Source organism: Yersinia fenwicki (genome assembly GCF_043099325.1).
Classification (GTDB): Bacteria; Pseudomonadota; Gammaproteobacteria; order Enterobacterales; family Enterobacteriaceae; genus Yersinia.
Genome location: NZ_CP170755.1, coordinates 1,049,362 through 1,067,503, shown reverse-complemented (window position 1 = coordinate 1,067,503; position 18,142 = coordinate 1,049,362). Strand labels below are relative to the sequence as shown.

Sequence of the window (18,142 nt, the reverse complement as noted above, 5' to 3'; positions counted from 1 at the left end):
AGCTAAACTTTCACTTGTCAAAAATAGCGCCTTCGGCAGGCGTTATACTGATTTTTACATCAAGAGCAATAGGGTAAAAAAACAGCAGTTATTTTAGAAAAATGCAGTTTTATACAATGGCGATGAAAACACAACAGATCTCCATTTCGGATTAAATATAATTCCATTACAAACAAATATTGGCAATATACTATCTGAAACAGATTGATGAACCTGTCCAATATATAAACTATTATCCCCATCACCTCCCAAAAACCTATTTATAACAACTTAATAATAAAATGATCTGAGTCAATTTATTTATAAATTTCCATTTAATAAAATGGCTAATTTAATGTCCCACGCTTACATTAAATTACATTATTGTTCTATTTTTAATATCTCATTTATTTAAGATTAATTATTACTATGTCTAACCTGTCTTTATCATGGCTAAATCGAAATGAGATTTAACTACCGCTCTTGGATAACGCGGCTTTTCAATTTCTCTTTCAGGTATCCATATACGTGAGCACACCTTCTGCAATAAAGCTTTATTGTGACTGAAAACAATTAAGCCCAATGGCCGGCGCTCTGACTCTTCCAATAATACTTGCCAAATTTGAGCCTGAATATGAGCATCCAGTTGTGCAGTGACTTCGTCGGCAATTAAATAGCGCGTCCGTGGGTCCAGAGCGCGCAGCAAGGCAATTCGCGCGAGTTCCCCGCCAGATAATTCATCAGGCCGGCGTTTTAGCCAAACCGGGTTTACAGCCATTCGTTCAAGCCATTGTGCATCGGGTCGCCAGGCATCATGTAAACTCTCGCCGGTTGTCCGATAAGGATTGAAACTTTGTTCAGGGTGTTGTGGCACTAATTGAACTGGGCAATAACCTTTTTTAGCCAGTGGTACGCCATCGATTAAAATTTTCCCGGAGGTGGCCGACTGCCATTGTGCTAATACCCGCCCCAGAGTCGTTTTGCCAAAACCACTCGGCGCTGAAATACCCAATCGCTCTGCCTGAGTCAACGCAAATGAGACCGAATCCCACAGCCGTTTCCCGCCCTGCTCGATAGTCAGATTATCGACACTAAACATATTCCGCCACCTCCGTGGGCGACATTCGTTGACTGACAAATTGCTGTTCAGGTAAAGCCGCCCAAAGTGATTGCAACCATGGGCTGCCACCATTATTTTTTAGCTCATCGGCGCTTAATGTTTCATGCAATTCGCCTTTATGTAATACCGCAATTTTATCGGCAAACCGTGCCGCCAAGGCTAAGTCATGAGTAACCCATAAAATACCGCGTCCTTGCTGACAAAAAGCGCGTAAATGGGTCAGTAACTGGCAAGCATGCTCATCATCGAGCCATGAAGTCACTTCATCCGCCAAAATATAACGAGCATTCGTTAGGGTTGCACAACTGGTCAGCACACGTTTTGCCATGCCGCCAGAGAGTTGCCGAGGGAAGTCATGGACCAACCCCGGTGCAAGATTGTAGCTTTGCAGTTGCAGCGCGACATCTTCCAGCCGGAGTTTTACCCCGCTGAGTTGAGCTGCTCGGGTCATCTGAGACCCCACTTTTATCAGAGGATTCAGGGCGCTAACTCCTTGCGGGACATAACATAAGGTTTTCCCGCGCCGTTCAATTTTATCTTGGGTGCCCAGAACTTCGCCATCCAGAATAATCTCACCACGGCAACGCATGTTTTCCGGCAACAAGCCCAATACACTTTGCAGCAACAGGCTCTTCCCTTCGCCACTCCCCCCGACCAAGGCGACCAATTCCCCTGGGTTTACTTCCAGAGAAATATTATTCAGCAAAGGATGCCAACTTTTACGACCTAGCCAGCGATAATGGGCAACATCAATGGCAAACCTTGAAAATCTCAGCATCAGGCTATCCTCACCCATAGTTGTTGCAGTGCTCGGGCAAACTGGTCAAATATCAGCACCAACCCGACCAAAATCAGGCCAGGGAAGAAGGCCAGCCACCATGCTCCACTGCTCAGATAACGAAGGGCATCAGCCAATAAAATCCCCAATGACGGCTCATGAGGAGACAATCCAAAACCTAAAAAGCTCAGTGCCGCACTGTGTAACACCGCATGAGGGAACATCAGCAGCGTACCTACGATCCATTGTGGTAGTAATAACGGTAGCAGATGATGACGCCAACGGTAAAAATTACTGTTACCTAAGCGATGTGAGAGCATCACATAATCAGTTTCACGAATACGTAAGATCTCGGCGCGCAAAATCAAAGCAAGTTTTGGCCAGTGAGTTAATGCCACTGCCAAAATAACGCCGTGCTTCCCTCCCCCCAATGTGAAGCAGATCAGTACTAATAAGAGTAAATGCGGTAAAGCCAGCATACTGTCAATCAATCCACGGATCAGATAATCCAGTGTTTTATTTATTGAACATAAGCTGGCGGTGAGCATCGCCAACAGGCCACTGGCAAAGGCAGCAATCAAACCAATTTGCAAGCTGGTAGTCATTCCCTGAAAACAGCGCAGCCACAGGTCACGCCCTAAACTGTCCGTGCCAAACCAATAAGCCGGTGACGGTGGCTGGCGGCGGGCCATTAAATCCATCGGAATTTCAATGGGGTATATTGCCCACCCGTAAACAACCAATGTGGCTAATAGCGCGATGGAAACAAAAAGCCGGAATAAAGCTCGGTTTGGGTTATAAGTCATAATTGCCGCGCAGCCCCTCTATTCAAGCGGTGTAACAGGGCATTAGCGATACTGTTACCACAAAAGACCAAGATGGCGCAAAACATCACAATCCCCATCAATAACGGGATATCACCGTGTAACCCGGCATCAATGGTCGCCTGTCCCAACCCTGGGTAAGCAAAGACTTTTTCCGCTAATAAAGATCCACCCAATAATTCTCCCACCGATGCAAATTGCAGACACAACGCGGGGGTAATAGCATGGCGCAAAATATGGAAGTTGACCAATGACCACCCTTTATCCCCCTGCGCTTGGGCATAACGAATAAACTCACTGTTCATCACTTCAGCCACTCTGGCACGGGTATGCAGCGCAATATTACCGACACCCAGTAATCCTAGCGCTAGCATTGGCAAAATCAGATGATGCAGCTTATCACCCCAGCTGGCTGCTTCTGCATTACTCCCTGGAGTCCACGCACAGCAAATCGGCGCCCAGTTCAGTTTCACTGCAAATAATGACAACAGTAATAGACCAATCCAGAAAGTCGGCAATGAGGCTAGTAAGTAGGATAGGCTTGAGATAACACGATCCGGCCAGCGGTTAAGGTAGCGCCCCGCCGTTAGCCCTAGTAATAATCCGACAATGCCGGAGAATAGCCATGCCGAAAAAAGCAAGGCGAACGAGGTAGCAAAACGCTCTCCGATAACGTGTGAAACCGGCGCGTTATATAACATCGAATAACCGAAATCCCCTTGTAATACTTGGGTAAACCAATGCAGGAATCGCTGCCACAATGGTAGATCCAGCCCCCAACGCGCGGCAATCAGTGGATACTGCTCCGGTGGCACATGTAGCAGATCACTGCCGATATAGGCGCGTATTGGGTCAACCGGAGAGAAACTCAGTAGCGTAAAGGTACCGACTGCCGTGACCAGCAGCAGGCAAGCTAAACGCAGGGTAAATAATGAAAAACCCTTCATTACTGACAAGTCCATTTCCAGCTATCGAGGCTATTAAGCAGTGACCATGAACCGTGAATTTCCGGCGCACCTTTACCTAAATCGACACAATTATTGGCCAGATATGTGTGCTGGATATTCAGTAACCAGGCCCATGCTGCATCGCCACGAATACCGGCACCTGTTGTTCCATCCCAATCCACTTGTTGCCAAAATGGCACTGCTTGTTCCCAGGTTTTGGCATCCAGCGCTTGTTGCAGATGTTTATCCACCACCGGGTTCTGATAGTAGCCTGGATTATAATATTCAATACCCGCCGCTTTGCTGCTGTAGTGGTGATACAACTCCATCGGGTCAAGGCTACCCCAACCAAACAGAGTAGGATTGGCGTGCATATTACGCTCTACCGTTTCCCAACTGCCGGATTTTAAATCGACCTCAATGCCGATAGGTCTAAGCATGGAACGTACTGCCTGCGCTAAGTCGCGGCGAGTGGTATCGCCACTGGCATACCAAAGTGTGATTTTAGCCGGAACACCGTTTTTCTCTCTAACACCCGCACTGTTCAGCTTCCAGCCAGCCTGTTCCAATATCTGGTTGGCTTTTTTAATATCACCATCTTTGATGGTTGAGTCTGGATTATTCCATGGCAACCCCTGCACCCCAGTGTAAGCAGGGATAGCGTGGCCTTCCATGATTTGGTCTGCCAGCAATTGGCGATTAATGGCATAGTTAATCGCTCGGCGAATCGCGACATCGGCGGTGACATCATTACCAATTGGGTAACCCTGTGCATCCTTTTTACCCGCAGGCGTGGTCGGGAACACAATACCCCGGTTTTCCACACTCGGTCTGACCCATAACTTCATGTTATTAATTGGACCAACCGCCATTGATGGGGGAATACGAACGACCCCTAACTGCCCACTTTGGGCCGCGGCAAAAGCGCTATCCTCATCGAGGAATACAAAAATGAGCTTGTCGAAATCATTTTTGTTACCCGCATAATAAGGGTTTGCTTCGACAATCATTTGTTGACCCGGCTGGAAGCTCACTAAGCGGTACGGGCCAGCACCAATAGGTTTTTGCGCATAGGTTTTAGCATCGTATTTATCGGCTGAAACAATCCCAAGTGAGCCCAATACGTTCACAAAGGTGCTTTGTGGCGCTTTCAATTGAATGCGAACATTAAGAGGATCAATTACTTCTGCACTGACGAAGTTACCCATATCAACCTTGCCGCCACTAGCCGCCGCATTGTTGTAGGTAAAAGCCACATCTTTAGCGGTCAGAGGTGAGCCGTCGGAGAATTTGAGGTCTGGTTTGAGTGTCAGAGTCCAGGTTTTGCCGTCATCACTGGTTTTATAATCGCTTAGTAAAAAACCATTCCAGCTAAGATCTTCATTTTGTTTGAGTAACGGGCTGTGCAGCAGCAGATAACTGCCATGACTCCAACCGAGCATGGGATCAAAACCTTCGGTTGGTTCGTCACCAATAGCCAGTTGTAGTGTGTGATTTGGCGTTGCAGCACTGACTGGAACAGAAAAAGCACTTAATAGAGCGGCTGTCAGCAAGGTATTTCGGAGCCATAGACGTTTAGACATGAATCATCCTTTGATAAATTAGCTAGCGAATATAAGGTATTACCTGTTGGACAAAGATTCAACAAGTAATTAAGCGTAGCACTAAACATTAATATGGGTAATACGCACCTTATTCAGCATTAATGACTGATTTTCAACCCAATTATTAGATATTTAAAGCATTTATGTAACAAATTTCAGGTTTAAATGAGGAAAATCAAAAAAAACCAAGGTAGATATAAAATGCCTTATCAATAAAATTGATCTACGTCTATAAAAGCCACAAAAGATAGAGAGATTAAAATGATAGAAATAATCATTAAGGGAGCGGATTAACAACAGAATCACCTATTATTTAGAGATGAGTAATAGGTTTTACCTATTAATTAGACTACTTACTAGTTAAGGGAACTTACTCAAACTGATAAATGATATATTAATCCCTTAAGATATTATCATTTATTTAAAATAATCAGAAAGAATTGCTAATAATAAGGTAAGCCCCAATAGAGGATCAACCTCCGCTGATTGAAACTTACCATAACAGGCGGGAGAAGGGAGTGATTAGATAGACATTACTGAGTATAGAGATGTCTTTAATAACCAATCTGAAATTGACTGTTTTTTATTCACCACCCAACATTGAACGTAAAATAGCGCCTGCATCATCAGGGGGAAGTTTCAATATTTGGCTGTACATATCAATAGACATATCGCAGATCTTTTCACGATCGACATCAGGGCTGGCAGGGTTTGAGAACATCTGCAAATCATCTCCATACTGCTGCTGCATTTGCGTCACAATAACATTAAGCTTGTTCTCATAATCTTGATTTTTCGGTTTTATAACCCCACCAGAGGAGGCTCTAAACAGGCGGTTAATCGAGTCCAAATCCCGTAATTGCAGCTCTTTAGGTAGAGCTTTTGTAGCATTAACTTCCCCACTCACTTGTGGAAATAATGCCTTGAAACAAAGATGTTCGCTGCGATTATTGGCCTGATAATAACGCAATTCCTCCAAGATAATATTCATATAATCGATAACGTCTTTATCGGGCGCATGCCGGATTCGTTGTACGATTAAGCCTGAAACAGTCTGCTTCATTTCATCAATCAGTTGTTGTTCAGAATGTCCTTCTTTCTTTGATTTGAGGAAATCATCAATCAACTGAGTATAAAGGGCTGGCTCTTGCTGTTTCAGTGTTTGGAAGACAGGATATCCCTCAAATGAACGCTCTATCTGCACTCGATCATTGCCTTGGAGTCCATTCAGATTAATGTAATGGTAATAAATAACATTCCCAACAATCATGGGGATAATAACCCATAAAATAGCGCCTAGTTTGCCCAATTTATTTCTGTTACGTAACCCTGTAGTGATAATACCTAAAACCGCAGCAACACCAGCAGATATCAAGACCTCCGTCCAATTCACAACCCACTCCTTTATGTTATAAATATTAAAATAGAGAAACTATTTAATCGTGACTTATATTAAAAATCTTAATCAACTTTCAATCCGCCAGAATCAAGGCCTTTGACTGAAGTTCACTAGGGAGTTTGGTACGTCATTTCGTAAAAATAATCACTAAAAGGCAGTTCATAAATAGCACGAGTACTGTCCATTAGCGGAGGAAGAATCCTTGATTCACAGTGTGTGGAGTCTTCGGTTGGATACTCGCGCTGACAATAACCCCGAGTACTATCAATAAAACCCATTTTAGGGGTTCGTTTGAGCACCAAAACTTTGCCCTCGCGAACAGCCGCCTGCGGTTGAATGAAGAAAAAACTGAGCTGCGATACGAACGCGGTGACACAAATGGCGACCACGACCACCCACAGATAAACAGAGCGCATATAGAATTCCTGCAATGAATAAAACTGCTATACCCTAAATAATTCGAGTTGCAGGAAGGCGGCCATTGAGTCAATCCCCAGAAGCCTACACAAGTATGTGTCTGGGGTTAACGAAGGAAGCCAACGCACATGCAGCTTGAAGTATAATTGGTATATTACTCTACCAGCTAACGCGTTATAAATGCCAAGAATAATAGCGGTAATAATCCGAGGGATATAAAGCTAGACTCAAATAGAACAACCACACCGAATCACATCTGCATTTTTATTCGTGGAACCCACCAAAGGTAGCCCCTCATCTCGCCACCCTGTCACCCCTCCTATCATCTCTTTAACCGCGTAGCCAAGCTGGCTTAGATTGACTGCTGCACGATGAACACCATTACAGTGCGGCCCGGCGCAGTAAATAACAAATAGCGTGTCCATTGGATAATGAGAATACAAAGTAGCCGTCATTAATCGATGGGGAATATTGATAGCTCCTGGCACATGTGCCGACTCAAATGCAGCCTCACTACGCACATCCACCAAAACAAAGTCCACTGAACCTTGTTCCTGGCTAGAGTAAACATCCGAACAATCCGTTTCAAATGCCAAACGCTGAGAAAAGTGCTGCAAGGCCCGCTCTGGAGATGCGGGTGGAATCTGACTAACAAAACTGCTCATATGATTTCTCCATTAAATAATCCGAAACATCACTTTATGAAATGGTGCTAGCCGATTACAGTGGCAGAAATGACAATAAACCACTGAGATGCGCCAATGAATCATTCAGCCACCGATAGTGTGAGACAAGAGCCAGGTCTGGTTGCCACCTTAGCTTATGATGGTCTGTGCTTGTTTGAGTTTGGTATTGCGCAGGAAATATTCGGTCTGGCTCGCCCAGAATTTGATTTCCCTTGGTATCAGCATCAAGTGGTTGCCGTGGATGAACACATTTCTACGGCTAATGGTGGCCTACACATTCACGTGGATGCCGGAATGGCCTTACTGGAACAGGCTAAAACTATTGTTATTCCCGGCTGGCGCAGTCCAGACACCCTACCCTCGGCCGCGCTTATTGATGCATTGCTGCAAGCCATTGCACGCGGCACACGTATTATTTCTATCTGCTCCGGTGTTTTTGTGCTGGCAGCGGCTGGTTTATTGCGCGGCAAAAGCGCCACCACTCATTGGCGCTATACCGACTATTTGGCCCAACGCTATCCCGAGATTCATGTTGATGCGAATGTGCTGTATGTCGATGAGGGGCAAATTATCACCTCGGCAGGTAGCAGCGCCGGAATAGACGCCTGCTTGCACTTGATAACCCGTGATTTTGGTGCTCAAGTCGCCAATCAGGTGGCACGACGATTAGTCATGGCCCCACAACGCATTGGTGGGCAGCAGCAGTTTATTCCTACACCGGTTGCTAAAGCATCTCACCGGAATATGGCAAAACTGATGGATCGAGTGCGTGGGCAGTTAGGCCAAAATTGGACCATCAACCAGATGGCTGCAGAATTGGCGCTCAGTGAAAGAACCTTTTTGCGACATTTTTGCGCGGCAACCGGCCAAACACCTAAAACATGGCTTCAACATGAGAGAATGCATAAAGCGAAGGCGCTACTGGAAAAAGATCAAGTTAATATTGCTGGAATTGCTGAGTATTGTGGATTTCAGACGATTGAAGGTTTTAGAAATGCATTTCGCCAAATAGTGGGGGTTACACCTGCGGTATATCGGCAGCAGTTTAAATATAATTAGCTGAAAAAAATTTGGTAAATGGAGCATGATATCTGACAGCATAAAACACAAAACCCCGCCGTAGCGAGGTTTTGAGGTTGTTGGTCATTTTATTAAAGACAATTTAATAAAAATAATATTATTGGCGATTTGATTGTGTGCTCCGGCTAATGCCATCATCGCTATCGCAATTATTTCAACCCATAATTTAACCAACAATAAATCAAGCCTAAACCAGATTTATTTACAGCGAAACGCTAATTATCGCAGTGTATATTACAGTGCAACTACGTTTACAGCTGAAGGGCCTTTCTGGCCTTGTTCGATGCTGAACTCAACGTTCTGGCCTTCATCAAGAGTTTTGTAATCATTACCCTGGATTGCAGAGAAATGTACGAATACATCTTTGCTGCCGTCTGCAGGAGAAATAAAACCAAAACCTTTACCAGCATCAAACCATTTAACTAAACCAGTCATTTTATTAGACATAGGATATTTCCTTCATTATTTTGTGCCAATAGATGGCAATTGAGGTCTGCTTATCAAGAGTTACTTATGGGGGCACTAAAGAAGGAAATTCGTCGGAGAAGTGATGTCTAAAAATATCGCTTTAACTAGGAACTGCTTTACTTAAATGGCTTACATAAATAGGTCTGTGCTACAAACCGATGAAGCTATTAACGCATGCTGAGATATTTTTAGCAAGGTTTATTTATTTCGTACATTAATGAATGATGAAACCGAATTATGATAAAACTAACATTGATATGGCTTACATTGGTAATAAATGACACATTCTATCGGATGAGGTTATGCTCAGATTTCGCTATACTGCCACTGAAAATCGGAAGCCGTCATAAAAGGAAAAGCAATGATAATGCGTGAGATTGAAGTAAAGTTTCTTAATGCAATGAGCGAATTGCAGTCAACTTTTGAGAAGCAACATCAGACATGGCAAGCAAGTTATAACGCGCTGCAACATGAGCTGGAACAGTCAAAAGCGCGAGAAACTGCATTGCGGGCTAAAAATGATATGCTGCTGAGAAAGCTCAACACAGCCAATACATTGCCTGAGCAACACTCGTTGGTCAGACAGATCAAAATGCTGGGCGCACACCTTGATGCATTGGCGAAAGATGCCGCTGCGTTTAATCATCATCTGAATAATCAGCAGAAAAACAGCGATAATTTTAGTGGCGATAATCAGTAAACACTTCGTTGATTTATCGATAGCAGCGACTGAGCAGCCTGATAATTTTACGTGGTCAATTTCACCTTTTATGGCGCAAAGAAACACTACATGACGTGGATAATTATTGCTGTTTTGATCGTGGTTTTCATTGTGGGTTATCGTGTACTGACGTCAGATACCCGCAAAGCCGTGGATACACTGGCTAATTTACTGAAGATAAAACCGATTTATATTGAATCCATGCTGCAAGAGATGGGGCAGCGTCAAACACAAATGTTTATTCGCTCCACCAGCAATGGCTATGCTGAAGATGTCAGAAAGGCAGCTTATCTAGTTTTTATCTACCAAACCTTTATCAAAGATCCTTCCGATGAAAATGTGATGCAATGGCGAAATACGCTCATTCGTTCGCACATCTCCCCCATGCTAACCGCTGAACATACTGAAGCGGCTTTGTTCTATTTTGCTGAACTGGATCTGGATGCTTTTGAATTAGCGCAATTTCGCCGCAATTATAATCTGCAATTTAATCAGGAAACTGACGCCGTATTGCATTAATAATGGCATTACGGCGCGACGAAATGAATAGCGACAAAGGTGGGCAAACTTTACGGAAACATACTGTTCAGGTAGCGCAATAGCATTTCTCTTGAGCTAAATCCGTGAGCAATACCGTAGCGATCTTCTGTTTCTCCCGCGAGATAAAGCGGAAACTCCAAATACTTGTCACTGATGCGAAGTGTTGCCGTCGGGGTGGCAAACAACAAACTTTTATCTTTTTGCGCAGGGTGGATAACTAATGCAGTCCTGCCCATCCGAGCTTCCCGGTTGACGTAAATGTAATGCTCCGCTTTTCGATAACCGTAAGCCTGATCAACGGTATAATCCCGCTCAAAACCAGCATTCTCCAAGACTCTAGCCACTTCATCTGGCCGTAAATACATTTATTTCCCCTCTTTTGACTACTATTGAGCGACCTTAACGTAATAAATAAGGGAAACCACGTATTTATTGGCTCAGAGCGGCTATTTCGGAATAGTCTATACGCCATCAAAGCGAACGGCATTGTCCCGACGCTGTTGTTGCTGTAATAACCGCAAGGTGAGCAATACCCCGAAGGCCACTATCAAGGCGGCCCCCAGATAAATTGCCGGTATGCCAAATTGGCCAATAGCTACCCCCGCTAATGGGCCAGTAATCCCCAGCCCCAAATCAAGAAATGCGGAATAGGTGCCAAGTGCGGTACCCTGATTCTGAGGTTCCACTTGTTTAACAGCCTCAACGCCCAAGGCAGGAAAGACCAGCGAAAAACCGGCACCGGCCAGAAATGCACCGACTTGAACCATCCAGGGTACCCCCGCCCCCCAAATCAGCAACAAACCGACGATTTCTATCAAAAAAGAAACCGCCGTCACTTTCAAACCACCGTGGCTGCTAATACTGTTGCTGAATAGCAAGCGGATGCCGACAAATGCAACGCTAAACAAAGTCAGGGAAAATGCGGCGCCATCCCACCCTTTGTCGGCATAGAAAAGTGTAATAAAGGTGGCAATCACCCCGAACCCCACGGTACCAAAACCCAGCCCCAAACCGTAAAGCCAGATCTTCCCCAGCACCGCTCGAAAGGCAATACGCTTGCCCGTTACCACCGAAACAGCTGCTTTACGGCTGGCTAATACTAGCGCCAACAGCACGACCAGACAGATAAACCAGGCGATACCCGCTAATCCCCAATGCAGATTAAGATAAACACCAAGTGGCGCTCCTATCGCCATCGCGCCATAAGTTGCCACACCATTCCAGGAAATAACCCGCGCCGTATGGATAGATCCCACAACTCCCATGCCCCATAAGGTCGATCCGGTACTGGCAAAACTTTCGCCTACTCCCAGAAAAAAACGGCCAATCACTAACATTAACACACTGATTAGTGGCAGGTTATCCGACCAAAAAGCCAGACCGCAGAATATCCCGCTAATACCACAGCAACTCAAACCGAATAACACGACTTTTTTTGGCCCTAATAAATCAGCATATCGCCCGGCATGTGGGCGACTAATCAAAGTGGCAAAATATTGGGCGCTGATAACCAAACCAGCCAACAGTGAACTGTAACCCAAATGGTTATGTACAAAACTGGGTAATACCGCCAGCGGCAGACCAATAGTCAGGTAACAAACGAAAGTAAAAATAACAATCGAGAGGATACGTTTATTGATTTGGCGAGTGCTAAGTGGCGCACTATTCACCACCGCAGGGGCTGAATCAGCAGACATAAACTGGGCTCAAACAAAAAAGAACGTGTCCTCACAATACGCCGATCAGCTTTCAGGCTGAATCAAATATGTATAATAAAATATTATTTACTTATTATTTCGCGCCTGCTGATGCTCACGCCATAGTGACGGAGTCACTCCCTTGACCCGCATAAATTCGCGATTGAAGTTAGATTTAGTTTGAAACCCTGCCTCCAACATTATATCTATCACCGGCTGCTCGGTTATCGCCAATAACTGTGCAGCCTGTTCAATCCGCAATTGATTAACATATTGTGAGACATTTTGCCCAGTTTGCTGATTAATCGCCTGTGACACTTTTCGCGCAGGTACGCCAACCTTACGTGCCAATTTAGATAAGTTGAGTTGGCTGTCCAGATACAGATTATTGTGTTTTAAGACTGATAGGATAGTCGAGAATAATTCATCCAGCGGTTCGCTCTCCGGCTTACCATTTACTAATACCTCGGTGATAGGATCCGCACGATGAGCGCTGGTGAACAACGTGTAACACATTACCAATGTAATCAATAAATTACTGATACTGACTATCACCCCTGCTTGATTTCCGGCAAAAAAGGCATAGTCCACACTGATAATGATGTCGCCCACCCCAGATCCCATGAGCAAAAGAGCCATCAGCAACCATAAACGATAGCTAAGCCAACTTTTTTCTAACGAAACCTGTTGTAAGCGATCTTCACCGGGGCGCAAGTAAAACAGTACTGCCGCGCCATATAGCAAATAGCTAATAATCACGACAGCATCAAGCCACTGTGGTGCCAACCATACGCAAAACACGGTGCCAATAGGTGCCAGACAATGTTTCCACCATTGCCCCATCCCCACATTCCCTTTGGCAGTGCTTAATAAAGCTAAATAGGTCAGTGGGGGAATAGTCATGGCAACTATCGGTTGTAAGCCATTAAACAGAGTCAGATGATAACCATACCGCAACCCAATCAGAGCACTTTGTAATGCACAAACTAACAATAGCAGCAGCAGAAAAACGCCCTGCCGATGGGCTCTAATCAAATAAAAAAACAGACCAAAACATAATAGAGACAGTAGAAAAGAGACCGGGATCAGCGGCATACCATTGCCTTAACAAATAGATATCGTGAATAGCTGTTTTGCAGTGTAGATAGACAGGTGATTGAAAACAAGCAGGATCAGGGACTGGATCATGATCGAGGTCGCAACAGAATCCATGACTCGCTACCGTCATGGAAAACTCAATCGATCAGGATGTTACATCATGAAAACTACGCTTTTGTCTCTCTGCTTTCTGCTGTTTTTTCCACTGACGAGTTACAGCTGGCAGACAGCAGTAACCCATATTTCATTCCATGACCTCCAACGCAATCGCCAACTTGATAGCATCATTTACTACCCGACAACTGTTCAAGGGGAAACTCAATTGCTAAGTGATACTGCCGTTTTTCAGAGCATCTCTGTTTTACCCGACGCCCCCCTTGCTGAGGGTAAATTCCCATTGGTGGTACTTAGTCACGGCAGTGGCGGCAACAATACCAGCCTGGCGTGGTTGGCGGATAAACTGGTGCAACAAGGTATGGTGGTGGTCGCCGCCAATCATCCGGGCAGTACTACCGGAGATTCAATCCCCGCGCAATCAGCTCAATTATGGTTACAAACTGAAGATATCACTTTCATCATCACTGCATTACTGTCAGACCCGCGCTGGAAGCTAGCCTTGGATGAGCAAGCCGTCGGGGTGATAGGCCATTCAAAAGGAGGCTACAGTGCTATCGCGGCATTAGGAGCTACACTTTCCCGCCCACATTTTATTGCAAGCTGCCAGCAACAACCTGACCAGCCTCATTGTCAGTTTTATACCCGTGCAGGCGTGAAGTTAGATCAGTTATCTGCTGATAAATTTGAAGGAAATTATACAGATAAACGCCTGCGTTTTGCGATTGCGCTAGATCCGGGGATGGTTCCTTTTTATCAAAAAAGCAGCCTGCTTCACTTGAGCGCTCCACTGCTACTGATCAACGCTGACTATTTTATTTCACCGAATGAATCCCTGAATTTGGGCGGTGCAACATGGGTAAAACAACTGAATCAGCCAGGTATTACCGCTGTGATGTTAACCAATAGTGGGCATTTTGATTTTCTACCGCTATGTAAACCGGCGGCGGCGGCTATTTTGGCAGAAGAAGGAGAAGCCTTTATTTGTGCAACCCCGGCAGTTGAAAGAGAGAAATTACATCAGCAGACAATTCAGCAAATAATAACTTATCTTCAGAAACTGCATATTTTGCATTGAGATTAGATAACAGAATCAGTGAGAAACAGCGCACAGGCGAGTAATACACCACTCAGAGTCATCACACTGAAAATCAGTTCGAACAGATAGCGATTGATCATGATGGTTAGCCTATAAAAAAAGACACCCGGTATTAACCGGGTGTCTGGAATTGGCTAGACTGTGCGGGGTGATGTCGCCCGCATTCCGGCGTTATTATGCTGCTGGAGCAGTAGCTGATTTTTTAGCAGTTTTGTGGTGTTTTTTAGCTGCTTGTGCTTTTTGAACTGGGGCTTTTTTTACTGCTTTTTTAGCAGCCTGTGCTTTTTGCACTGGAGCTTTTTTCACTGCTTTTTTAGCGGCCTGCGCTTTTTGAGCTGGGGCTTTTTTCACAGCTTTTTTGGCAGCTTGTGCTTTTTGCTCGGTAGTTTGTTTAGTCGCTTTGTGTTTTTTATGATGAGTTGCTTTAGCTGGTGCAGCTTTTTCTACGGCTGGAGCAGCAGTAGTGCTGGTTGCAGCGGGTGCTGCTGTAGCGGCCGCAGTTGTTTCGGCAGCGAAAGCAACAGAAGACAGACCCATGGTTGCAGCAACGATCAGCGCTAATACTTTTTTCATTTTAAAATCCTCAGAGTTTGTTTCGCTAAGCCCCCGGTGGGGCCGTTGGAAGAATCATAGAGGAATGGATTTTTTCTTTCCGTGAGTGATTGGTTTCACTGAGTAACCAAATGTACAAAGCATGTTCTGGCTATTTATACTTTAAATAATTCAAGTTGCATGAAGGCGGCAAGCGAATAAGCCCCGATGAGTTGATGCCAGTCAATGATTCAGGTGCGAGAGAGCAGCCAACAGACATGCAACTTGAAGTATGACGAGTATATTACCTATTCAGATTACTCCTGAAGTTGATTAACACTTGCTGTGATGGTCTACGCTTAATGTTCATCAAGAAAAACGGAGAGTCAAATGTTCAAGAAATCAGAAAAAGTAGAAAGAGATCTCGATCAGGACGTGACCCTTCTGGCGGATACTCTCGACGATGTCTTGCGCTCATCGGGCGACAAAACAAAAGAAGAGCTGGCCAAGGTGCGACACAATGCTGAAGGTGTATTACGTGATGCTCGAGCGCGTTTTAGCGGCTCAACCAGCTTAAAACAGCATGCTCGAGATGTTGCCGGTAATGCCGATAATTATGTGCATGATAAACCTTGGCAAGGTGTTGGTATTGGGGCTGCCATAGGCCTGGTACTGGGTGTACTGCTGGCACGCCGCTGATATCTGTTCGCAGGCCGATAAACTGACAGCCCCTCATTGCTGTGTCTACTGTAGTTTTTGCTGTTTGCTTATCGGTGGCCCGGGTGATATTCACTGCGGGCCATGTTTTTATAACGCCAATCGATTTATCAACCTCAATAATTTTCATTTCTCGCTCCCGCTAAAATCACCTTTGTCAGCTTTGCCACCTGTTTATCGACCTCAGCTTCAGAAACAAAATTGGTAAACCCCATCAGCAGCGCATTATCCACTCTGCTATTTTTTTCTAACGCCCAATTTGATACCGCTTCAATCGCCAGCCCCTGGCGCTGTGCTCGCGCCGCAACAATACTGTCAGAAAAATGCTTATCCAGCCGCGCCAATAATTGAATACCCCCCGCCTGTTGTTCAACCTCTACAACTCCCGCCAGTTGGCGCATAAGGCTGGCAGCCAATATTTCACGGCGCTCAGCATATAAATGGCGCATACGTTTAAGGTGGCGATAAAAGTGCCCCTGACTAATAAATTCAGCCACACTGGCCTGTATCAGTGGCGGGCTGGCACAGCTACGCAGTTGACAGCGGTGGTTAAAAACAGCCACTTGCTCAGGCGGTACCACCAGATAAGCCAGTCGCAGTGCCGGAAACATCACTTTACTAAACGTCCCGGCATACAGCACTCGCCCGTGGCTATCCAGACTTTTTAACGGGGGAAGCGGCCGCCCCTGATAGCGAAACTCGCTATCGTAATCATCTTCAATAATCCATGACTGCTGTTGCTCAGCCCACTCCAGCAGCGCAATGCGTCGCGCTAAGCTGAGTGCCACCCCCAACGGGCTTTGATGCGCTGGCGTGATAATAGCAAAGCGGGCATTGGGACAATCATTAATAGCAGCCGTCACATCCATACCATCGCTGTCCACATTGACGGGGTACGAAATAAGCCCGGCCTCGCGGATCAGTTGCTGAGTGGCAGGATATCCTGGGTTCTCCAGCCAACCGCTATCTCCCGGCGTCAATAACGTATTAATCACCAGATCCAGTACAGACTGATAACCCGAGCAAATAAATACCTGCTCAGGTTGGCAACTGAAACCACGAGATAACTGCAAATAATAGGCAATTGCCTCACGTAACGCCGGTAATCCGGCTACAGGAGGGTGCCCGAGTGAGGTGATGGTCAGACTATGCACCTGCTTGGTGATAAGTCGCCCCCATTGCGCGCGTGGGAAAGCATCCAGCGCGGGTAGCCCCAGCTGGAAGGGGCGAGCCATCATACGATCAGCCGAGAGAGAATGATTAATCACTACGGGTTGTTCGTCTTGTTCTACCATTTTCAATGGGGAGAGAGGAGCATCGAGTAATTGAGCGGAAACATAAGTCCCCCCCTGCCCGCGGCTTTGCAAGAAACCTTCAGCAATCAGTTGGGCATAGGCATTTTCCACCGTTCCCCGCGCCACCCCCACTTCGCTGGCCAGTACCCTCACCGAAGGTAAGCGCGTATCCGGTAACAAAGTACCCTGCACAATGGCATCTTTAATACGCTGATAAATCTGGCGATATACCGGTTCGTTATGTTGGCGATCCAGCTTAAGCAGATGTGAAAACAACTTCATCATGGCCCACTAAAATAAGTCATTTATGGCCCTATAGTATAGGTCATGGTGTTGTTAGAGTAGCGGCTTATTGAAGGGCCAACATCACACAGGTACATATCATGGTTGAACAACGTCTGTATTTTTCCGAACTCTCACCGACTACCTACAAAGCGCTGGTGAGCGCCTCTATGTCTCTCGATAAAAGCTCGTTGCCAAAAACGCTGATAGAATTGATTTTTATGCGGGTATCACAGATCAACGGCTGTGCATTTTGCCTGGATATGCACGGCAAATTCTTGCGCGATCATGGTTTCGATAACGCAAAAATGGATGTCATCGCGGGCTGGAAACTCAGCAATCTTTTTAGTGAAGACGAGCGTGCCGCCTTAGATTGGGCAGAAGCAGTGACTCATATCACCATCAGCGGCACTCCTGATAGCACCTTTAATGCATTGAAAATGCATTTTACTGATGCTCAGATTTCTGATTTAACTTTCGCTATCAGCATCATGAATGCATTTAACCGATTAGCGGTCAGTCTGCGTCAGTAAGCACTTCCCCCATCGCCACCCAGCAATAAAATATTTTATCTCCCTTTATTCCCTTGGAATTTGTCGCCAGCCCTGTGCTGGCGGCTTTACCTCTCAATTGTGTATGACCCAGAGCAAAAAACTACATATAGTGTGGTTGAATTAATAAAACACTAGATATAGTATTAAATCTATCACTCGCGAGAATGAAATCGGGGTTGATAATCAGGGGCA

Annotated in this window: 20 protein-coding genes; 6 read left to right on the top strand and 14 right to left on the bottom strand. The window is 45.4% G+C overall.

Going from position 1 to position 18,142, the window contains the following annotated elements; translation table 11 throughout:
- Positions 1-412 precede the first annotated feature (412 nt).
- From ACF3VQ_RS04925 to ACF3VQ_RS04890, 8 genes are all read right to left on the bottom strand, one after another.
- A complete protein-coding gene (locus ACF3VQ_RS04925) occupies positions 413-1,078 on the bottom strand; it encodes an ATP-binding cassette domain-containing protein (RefSeq protein ID WP_392433640.1) in 666 nt (221 codons plus the stop codon).
- Entirely contained in the window at positions 1,071-1,877 is an 807-nt protein-coding gene (locus ACF3VQ_RS04920; protein ID WP_392433639.1) for an ATP-binding cassette domain-containing protein, read from the bottom strand. The genes ACF3VQ_RS04925 and ACF3VQ_RS04920 overlap by 8 nt, the downstream gene beginning before the upstream one ends.
- Positions 1,877-2,683, bottom strand: coding sequence for an ABC transporter permease (locus ACF3VQ_RS04915; protein WP_392433638.1), 807 nt, complete (start codon positions 2,681-2,683; stop codon positions 1,877-1,879). The genes ACF3VQ_RS04920 and ACF3VQ_RS04915 overlap by 1 nt, the downstream gene beginning before the upstream one ends.
- Positions 2,680-3,648 (bottom strand): ABC transporter permease, encoded by a 969-nt coding sequence (locus tag ACF3VQ_RS04910; protein ID WP_392435447.1) that lies wholly within the window; start codon positions 3,646-3,648, stop codon positions 2,680-2,682. Before ACF3VQ_RS04910 ends, ACF3VQ_RS04915 begins: the two co-directional genes overlap by 4 nt.
- Positions 3,648-5,231: an ABC transporter substrate-binding protein gene (locus tag ACF3VQ_RS04905; protein WP_392433637.1), complete on the bottom strand. Its 1,584-nt coding sequence runs from the start codon at positions 5,229-5,231 to the stop codon at positions 3,648-3,650. The genes ACF3VQ_RS04910 and ACF3VQ_RS04905 overlap by 1 nt, the downstream gene beginning before the upstream one ends.
- Before the next feature lie 604 nt (positions 5,232-5,835).
- Positions 5,836-6,645: a DNA gyrase gene (locus tag ACF3VQ_RS04900; RefSeq protein WP_392433636.1), complete on the bottom strand. Its 810-nt coding sequence runs from the start codon at positions 6,643-6,645 to the stop codon at positions 5,836-5,838.
- 116 nt (positions 6,646-6,761) lie between these two features.
- On the bottom strand, positions 6,762-7,067 hold the full coding sequence (locus tag ACF3VQ_RS04895) for a DNA-directed RNA polymerase subunit beta (RefSeq protein ID WP_392433635.1): 306 nt from the start codon (positions 7,065-7,067) through the stop codon (positions 6,762-6,764).
- A 228-nt stretch (positions 7,068-7,295) separates the two neighbouring features.
- Entirely contained in the window at positions 7,296-7,733 is a 438-nt protein-coding gene (locus ACF3VQ_RS04890; RefSeq protein ID WP_392433634.1) for a rhodanese-like domain-containing protein, read from the bottom strand.
- Between the two features lie 96 nt (positions 7,734-7,829).
- Here ACF3VQ_RS04890 and ftrA point away from each other — a divergent pair, with 96 nt between their 5' ends.
- Positions 7,830-8,813 (top strand): transcriptional regulator FtrA, encoded by a 984-nt coding sequence (gene ftrA / locus ACF3VQ_RS04885; RefSeq protein ID WP_392433633.1) that lies wholly within the window; start codon positions 7,830-7,832, stop codon positions 8,811-8,813.
- A gap of 255 nt (positions 8,814-9,068) precedes the next feature.
- Here ftrA and cspA read toward each other — a convergent pair whose 3' ends face one another.
- Positions 9,069-9,281: an RNA chaperone/antiterminator CspA gene (gene cspA / locus ACF3VQ_RS04880; protein WP_002212220.1), complete on the bottom strand. Its 213-nt coding sequence runs from the start codon at positions 9,279-9,281 to the stop codon at positions 9,069-9,071.
- 382 nt (positions 9,282-9,663) lie between these two features.
- Here cspA and ACF3VQ_RS04875 point away from each other — a divergent pair, with 382 nt between their 5' ends.
- On the top strand, positions 9,664-10,002 hold the full coding sequence (locus tag ACF3VQ_RS04875) for an MbeD/MobD family mobilization/exclusion protein (protein ID WP_392433632.1): 339 nt from the start codon (positions 9,664-9,666) through the stop codon (positions 10,000-10,002).
- 90 nt (positions 10,003-10,092) lie between these two features.
- Positions 10,093-10,542, top strand: a complete 450-nt coding sequence (locus ACF3VQ_RS04870; RefSeq protein ID WP_392433631.1) for a DUF1198 domain-containing protein — start codon at positions 10,093-10,095, stop codon at positions 10,540-10,542.
- 50 nt (positions 10,543-10,592) lie between these two features.
- Here the strand turns inward: ACF3VQ_RS04870 and ACF3VQ_RS04865 are convergent, their stop codons facing one another.
- The 3 genes from ACF3VQ_RS04865 to ACF3VQ_RS04855 all read right to left on the bottom strand — a co-directional run bounded on the left by ACF3VQ_RS04865 (position 10,593) and on the right by ACF3VQ_RS04855 (position 13,355).
- On the bottom strand, positions 10,593-10,928 hold the full coding sequence (locus ACF3VQ_RS04865) for a DUF2002 family protein (RefSeq protein ID WP_392433630.1): 336 nt from the start codon (positions 10,926-10,928) through the stop codon (positions 10,593-10,595).
- A 96-nt stretch (positions 10,929-11,024) separates the two neighbouring features.
- Positions 11,025-12,260 carry an MFS transporter gene (locus ACF3VQ_RS04860; protein ID WP_392433629.1) on the bottom strand — a complete coding sequence of 412 codons (1,236 nt, stop codon included), beginning with the start codon at positions 12,258-12,260 and terminating at the stop codon, positions 11,025-11,027.
- An 87-nt stretch (positions 12,261-12,347) separates the two neighbouring features.
- A complete protein-coding gene (locus ACF3VQ_RS04855) occupies positions 12,348-13,355 on the bottom strand; it encodes a helix-turn-helix domain-containing protein (RefSeq protein ID WP_392433628.1) in 1,008 nt (335 codons plus the stop codon).
- Between the two features lie 91 nt (positions 13,356-13,446).
- Between ACF3VQ_RS04855 and ACF3VQ_RS04850 the strand changes: the two genes are divergently transcribed.
- Complete coding sequence (locus ACF3VQ_RS04850; RefSeq protein WP_392433627.1) at positions 13,447-14,550, top strand: alpha/beta hydrolase family protein; 1,104 nt, start codon at positions 13,447-13,449, stop codon at positions 14,548-14,550.
- Positions 14,551-14,745: 195 nt separating this feature from the next.
- Here the strand turns inward: ACF3VQ_RS04850 and asr are convergent, their stop codons facing one another.
- On the bottom strand, positions 14,746-15,144 hold the full coding sequence (gene asr, locus ACF3VQ_RS04845; RefSeq protein WP_392433626.1) for an acid resistance repetitive basic protein Asr: 399 nt from the start codon (positions 15,142-15,144) through the stop codon (positions 14,746-14,748).
- A gap of 348 nt (positions 15,145-15,492) precedes the next feature.
- On the opposite strand from asr, the gene ACF3VQ_RS04840 reads away from it, so the two are divergent.
- Positions 15,493-15,801: a YqjD family protein gene (locus ACF3VQ_RS04840; protein WP_159677370.1), complete on the top strand. Its 309-nt coding sequence runs from the start codon at positions 15,493-15,495 to the stop codon at positions 15,799-15,801.
- A 134-nt stretch (positions 15,802-15,935) separates the two neighbouring features.
- On the opposite strand, the gene ACF3VQ_RS04835 is transcribed toward ACF3VQ_RS04840, so the two are convergent.
- Positions 15,936-17,399 (bottom strand): PLP-dependent aminotransferase family protein, encoded by a 1,464-nt coding sequence (locus tag ACF3VQ_RS04835; protein WP_392433625.1) that lies wholly within the window; start codon positions 17,397-17,399, stop codon positions 15,936-15,938.
- 98 nt (positions 17,400-17,497) lie between these two features.
- Between ACF3VQ_RS04835 and ACF3VQ_RS04830 the strand changes: the two genes are divergently transcribed.
- Positions 17,498-17,929, top strand: coding sequence for a carboxymuconolactone decarboxylase family protein (locus tag ACF3VQ_RS04830; RefSeq protein WP_392433624.1), 432 nt, complete (start codon positions 17,498-17,500; stop codon positions 17,927-17,929).
- The last annotated feature ends 213 nt before the right edge of the window (positions 17,930-18,142 follow it).

Bases quoted from the DNA above. Each gene is read 5' to 3' on its own strand.
- ACF3VQ_RS04855 (WP_392433628.1), bottom strand. From the start codon at position 13,355: ATGCCGCTGATCCCGGTCTCTTTTCTACTGTCTCTATTATGTTTTGGT.
- ACF3VQ_RS04835 (WP_392433625.1), bottom strand. From the start codon at position 17,399: ATGATGAAGTTGTTTTCACATCTGCTTAAGCTGGATCGCCAACATAAC.
- ACF3VQ_RS04915 (WP_392433638.1), bottom strand. From the start codon at position 2,683: ATGACTTATAACCCAAACCGAGCTTTATTCCGGCTTTTTGTTTCCATC.
- ACF3VQ_RS04870 (WP_392433631.1), top strand. From the start codon at position 10,093: ATGACGTGGATAATTATTGCTGTTTTGATCGTGGTTTTCATTGTGGGT.
- ACF3VQ_RS04840 (WP_159677370.1), top strand. From the start codon at position 15,493: ATGTTCAAGAAATCAGAAAAAGTAGAAAGAGATCTCGATCAGGACGTG.
- ACF3VQ_RS04910 (WP_392435447.1), bottom strand. From the start codon at position 3,648: ATGAAGGGTTTTTCATTATTTACCCTGCGTTTAGCTTGCCTGCTGCTG.
- ftrA (WP_392433633.1), top strand. From the start codon at position 7,830: ATGAATCATTCAGCCACCGATAGTGTGAGACAAGAGCCAGGTCTGGTT.
- ACF3VQ_RS04920 (WP_392433639.1), bottom strand. From the start codon at position 1,877: ATGCTGAGATTTTCAAGGTTTGCCATTGATGTTGCCCATTATCGCTGG.
- ACF3VQ_RS04865 (WP_392433630.1), bottom strand. From the start codon at position 10,928: ATGTATTTACGGCCAGATGAAGTGGCTAGAGTCTTGGAGAATGCTGGT.
- ACF3VQ_RS04830 (WP_392433624.1), top strand. From the start codon at position 17,498: ATGGTTGAACAACGTCTGTATTTTTCCGAACTCTCACCGACTACCTAC.
- ACF3VQ_RS04890 (WP_392433634.1), bottom strand. From the start codon at position 7,733: ATGAGCAGTTTTGTTAGTCAGATTCCACCCGCATCTCCAGAGCGGGCC.
- ACF3VQ_RS04925 (WP_392433640.1), bottom strand. From the start codon at position 1,078: ATGTTTAGTGTCGATAATCTGACTATCGAGCAGGGCGGGAAACGGCTG.
- ACF3VQ_RS04860 (WP_392433629.1), bottom strand. From the start codon at position 12,260: ATGTCTGCTGATTCAGCCCCTGCGGTGGTGAATAGTGCGCCACTTAGC.
- ACF3VQ_RS04850 (WP_392433627.1), top strand. From the start codon at position 13,447: ATGATCGAGGTCGCAACAGAATCCATGACTCGCTACCGTCATGGAAAA.
- ACF3VQ_RS04875 (WP_392433632.1), top strand. From the start codon at position 9,664: ATGATAATGCGTGAGATTGAAGTAAAGTTTCTTAATGCAATGAGCGAA.
- cspA (WP_002212220.1), bottom strand. From the start codon at position 9,281: ATGTCTAATAAAATGACTGGTTTAGTTAAATGGTTTGATGCTGGTAAA.
- ACF3VQ_RS04895 (WP_392433635.1), bottom strand. From the start codon at position 7,067: ATGCGCTCTGTTTATCTGTGGGTGGTCGTGGTCGCCATTTGTGTCACC.
- asr (WP_392433626.1), bottom strand. From the start codon at position 15,144: ATGAAAAAAGTATTAGCGCTGATCGTTGCTGCAACCATGGGTCTGTCT.
- ACF3VQ_RS04905 (WP_392433637.1), bottom strand. From the start codon at position 5,231: ATGTCTAAACGTCTATGGCTCCGAAATACCTTGCTGACAGCCGCTCTA.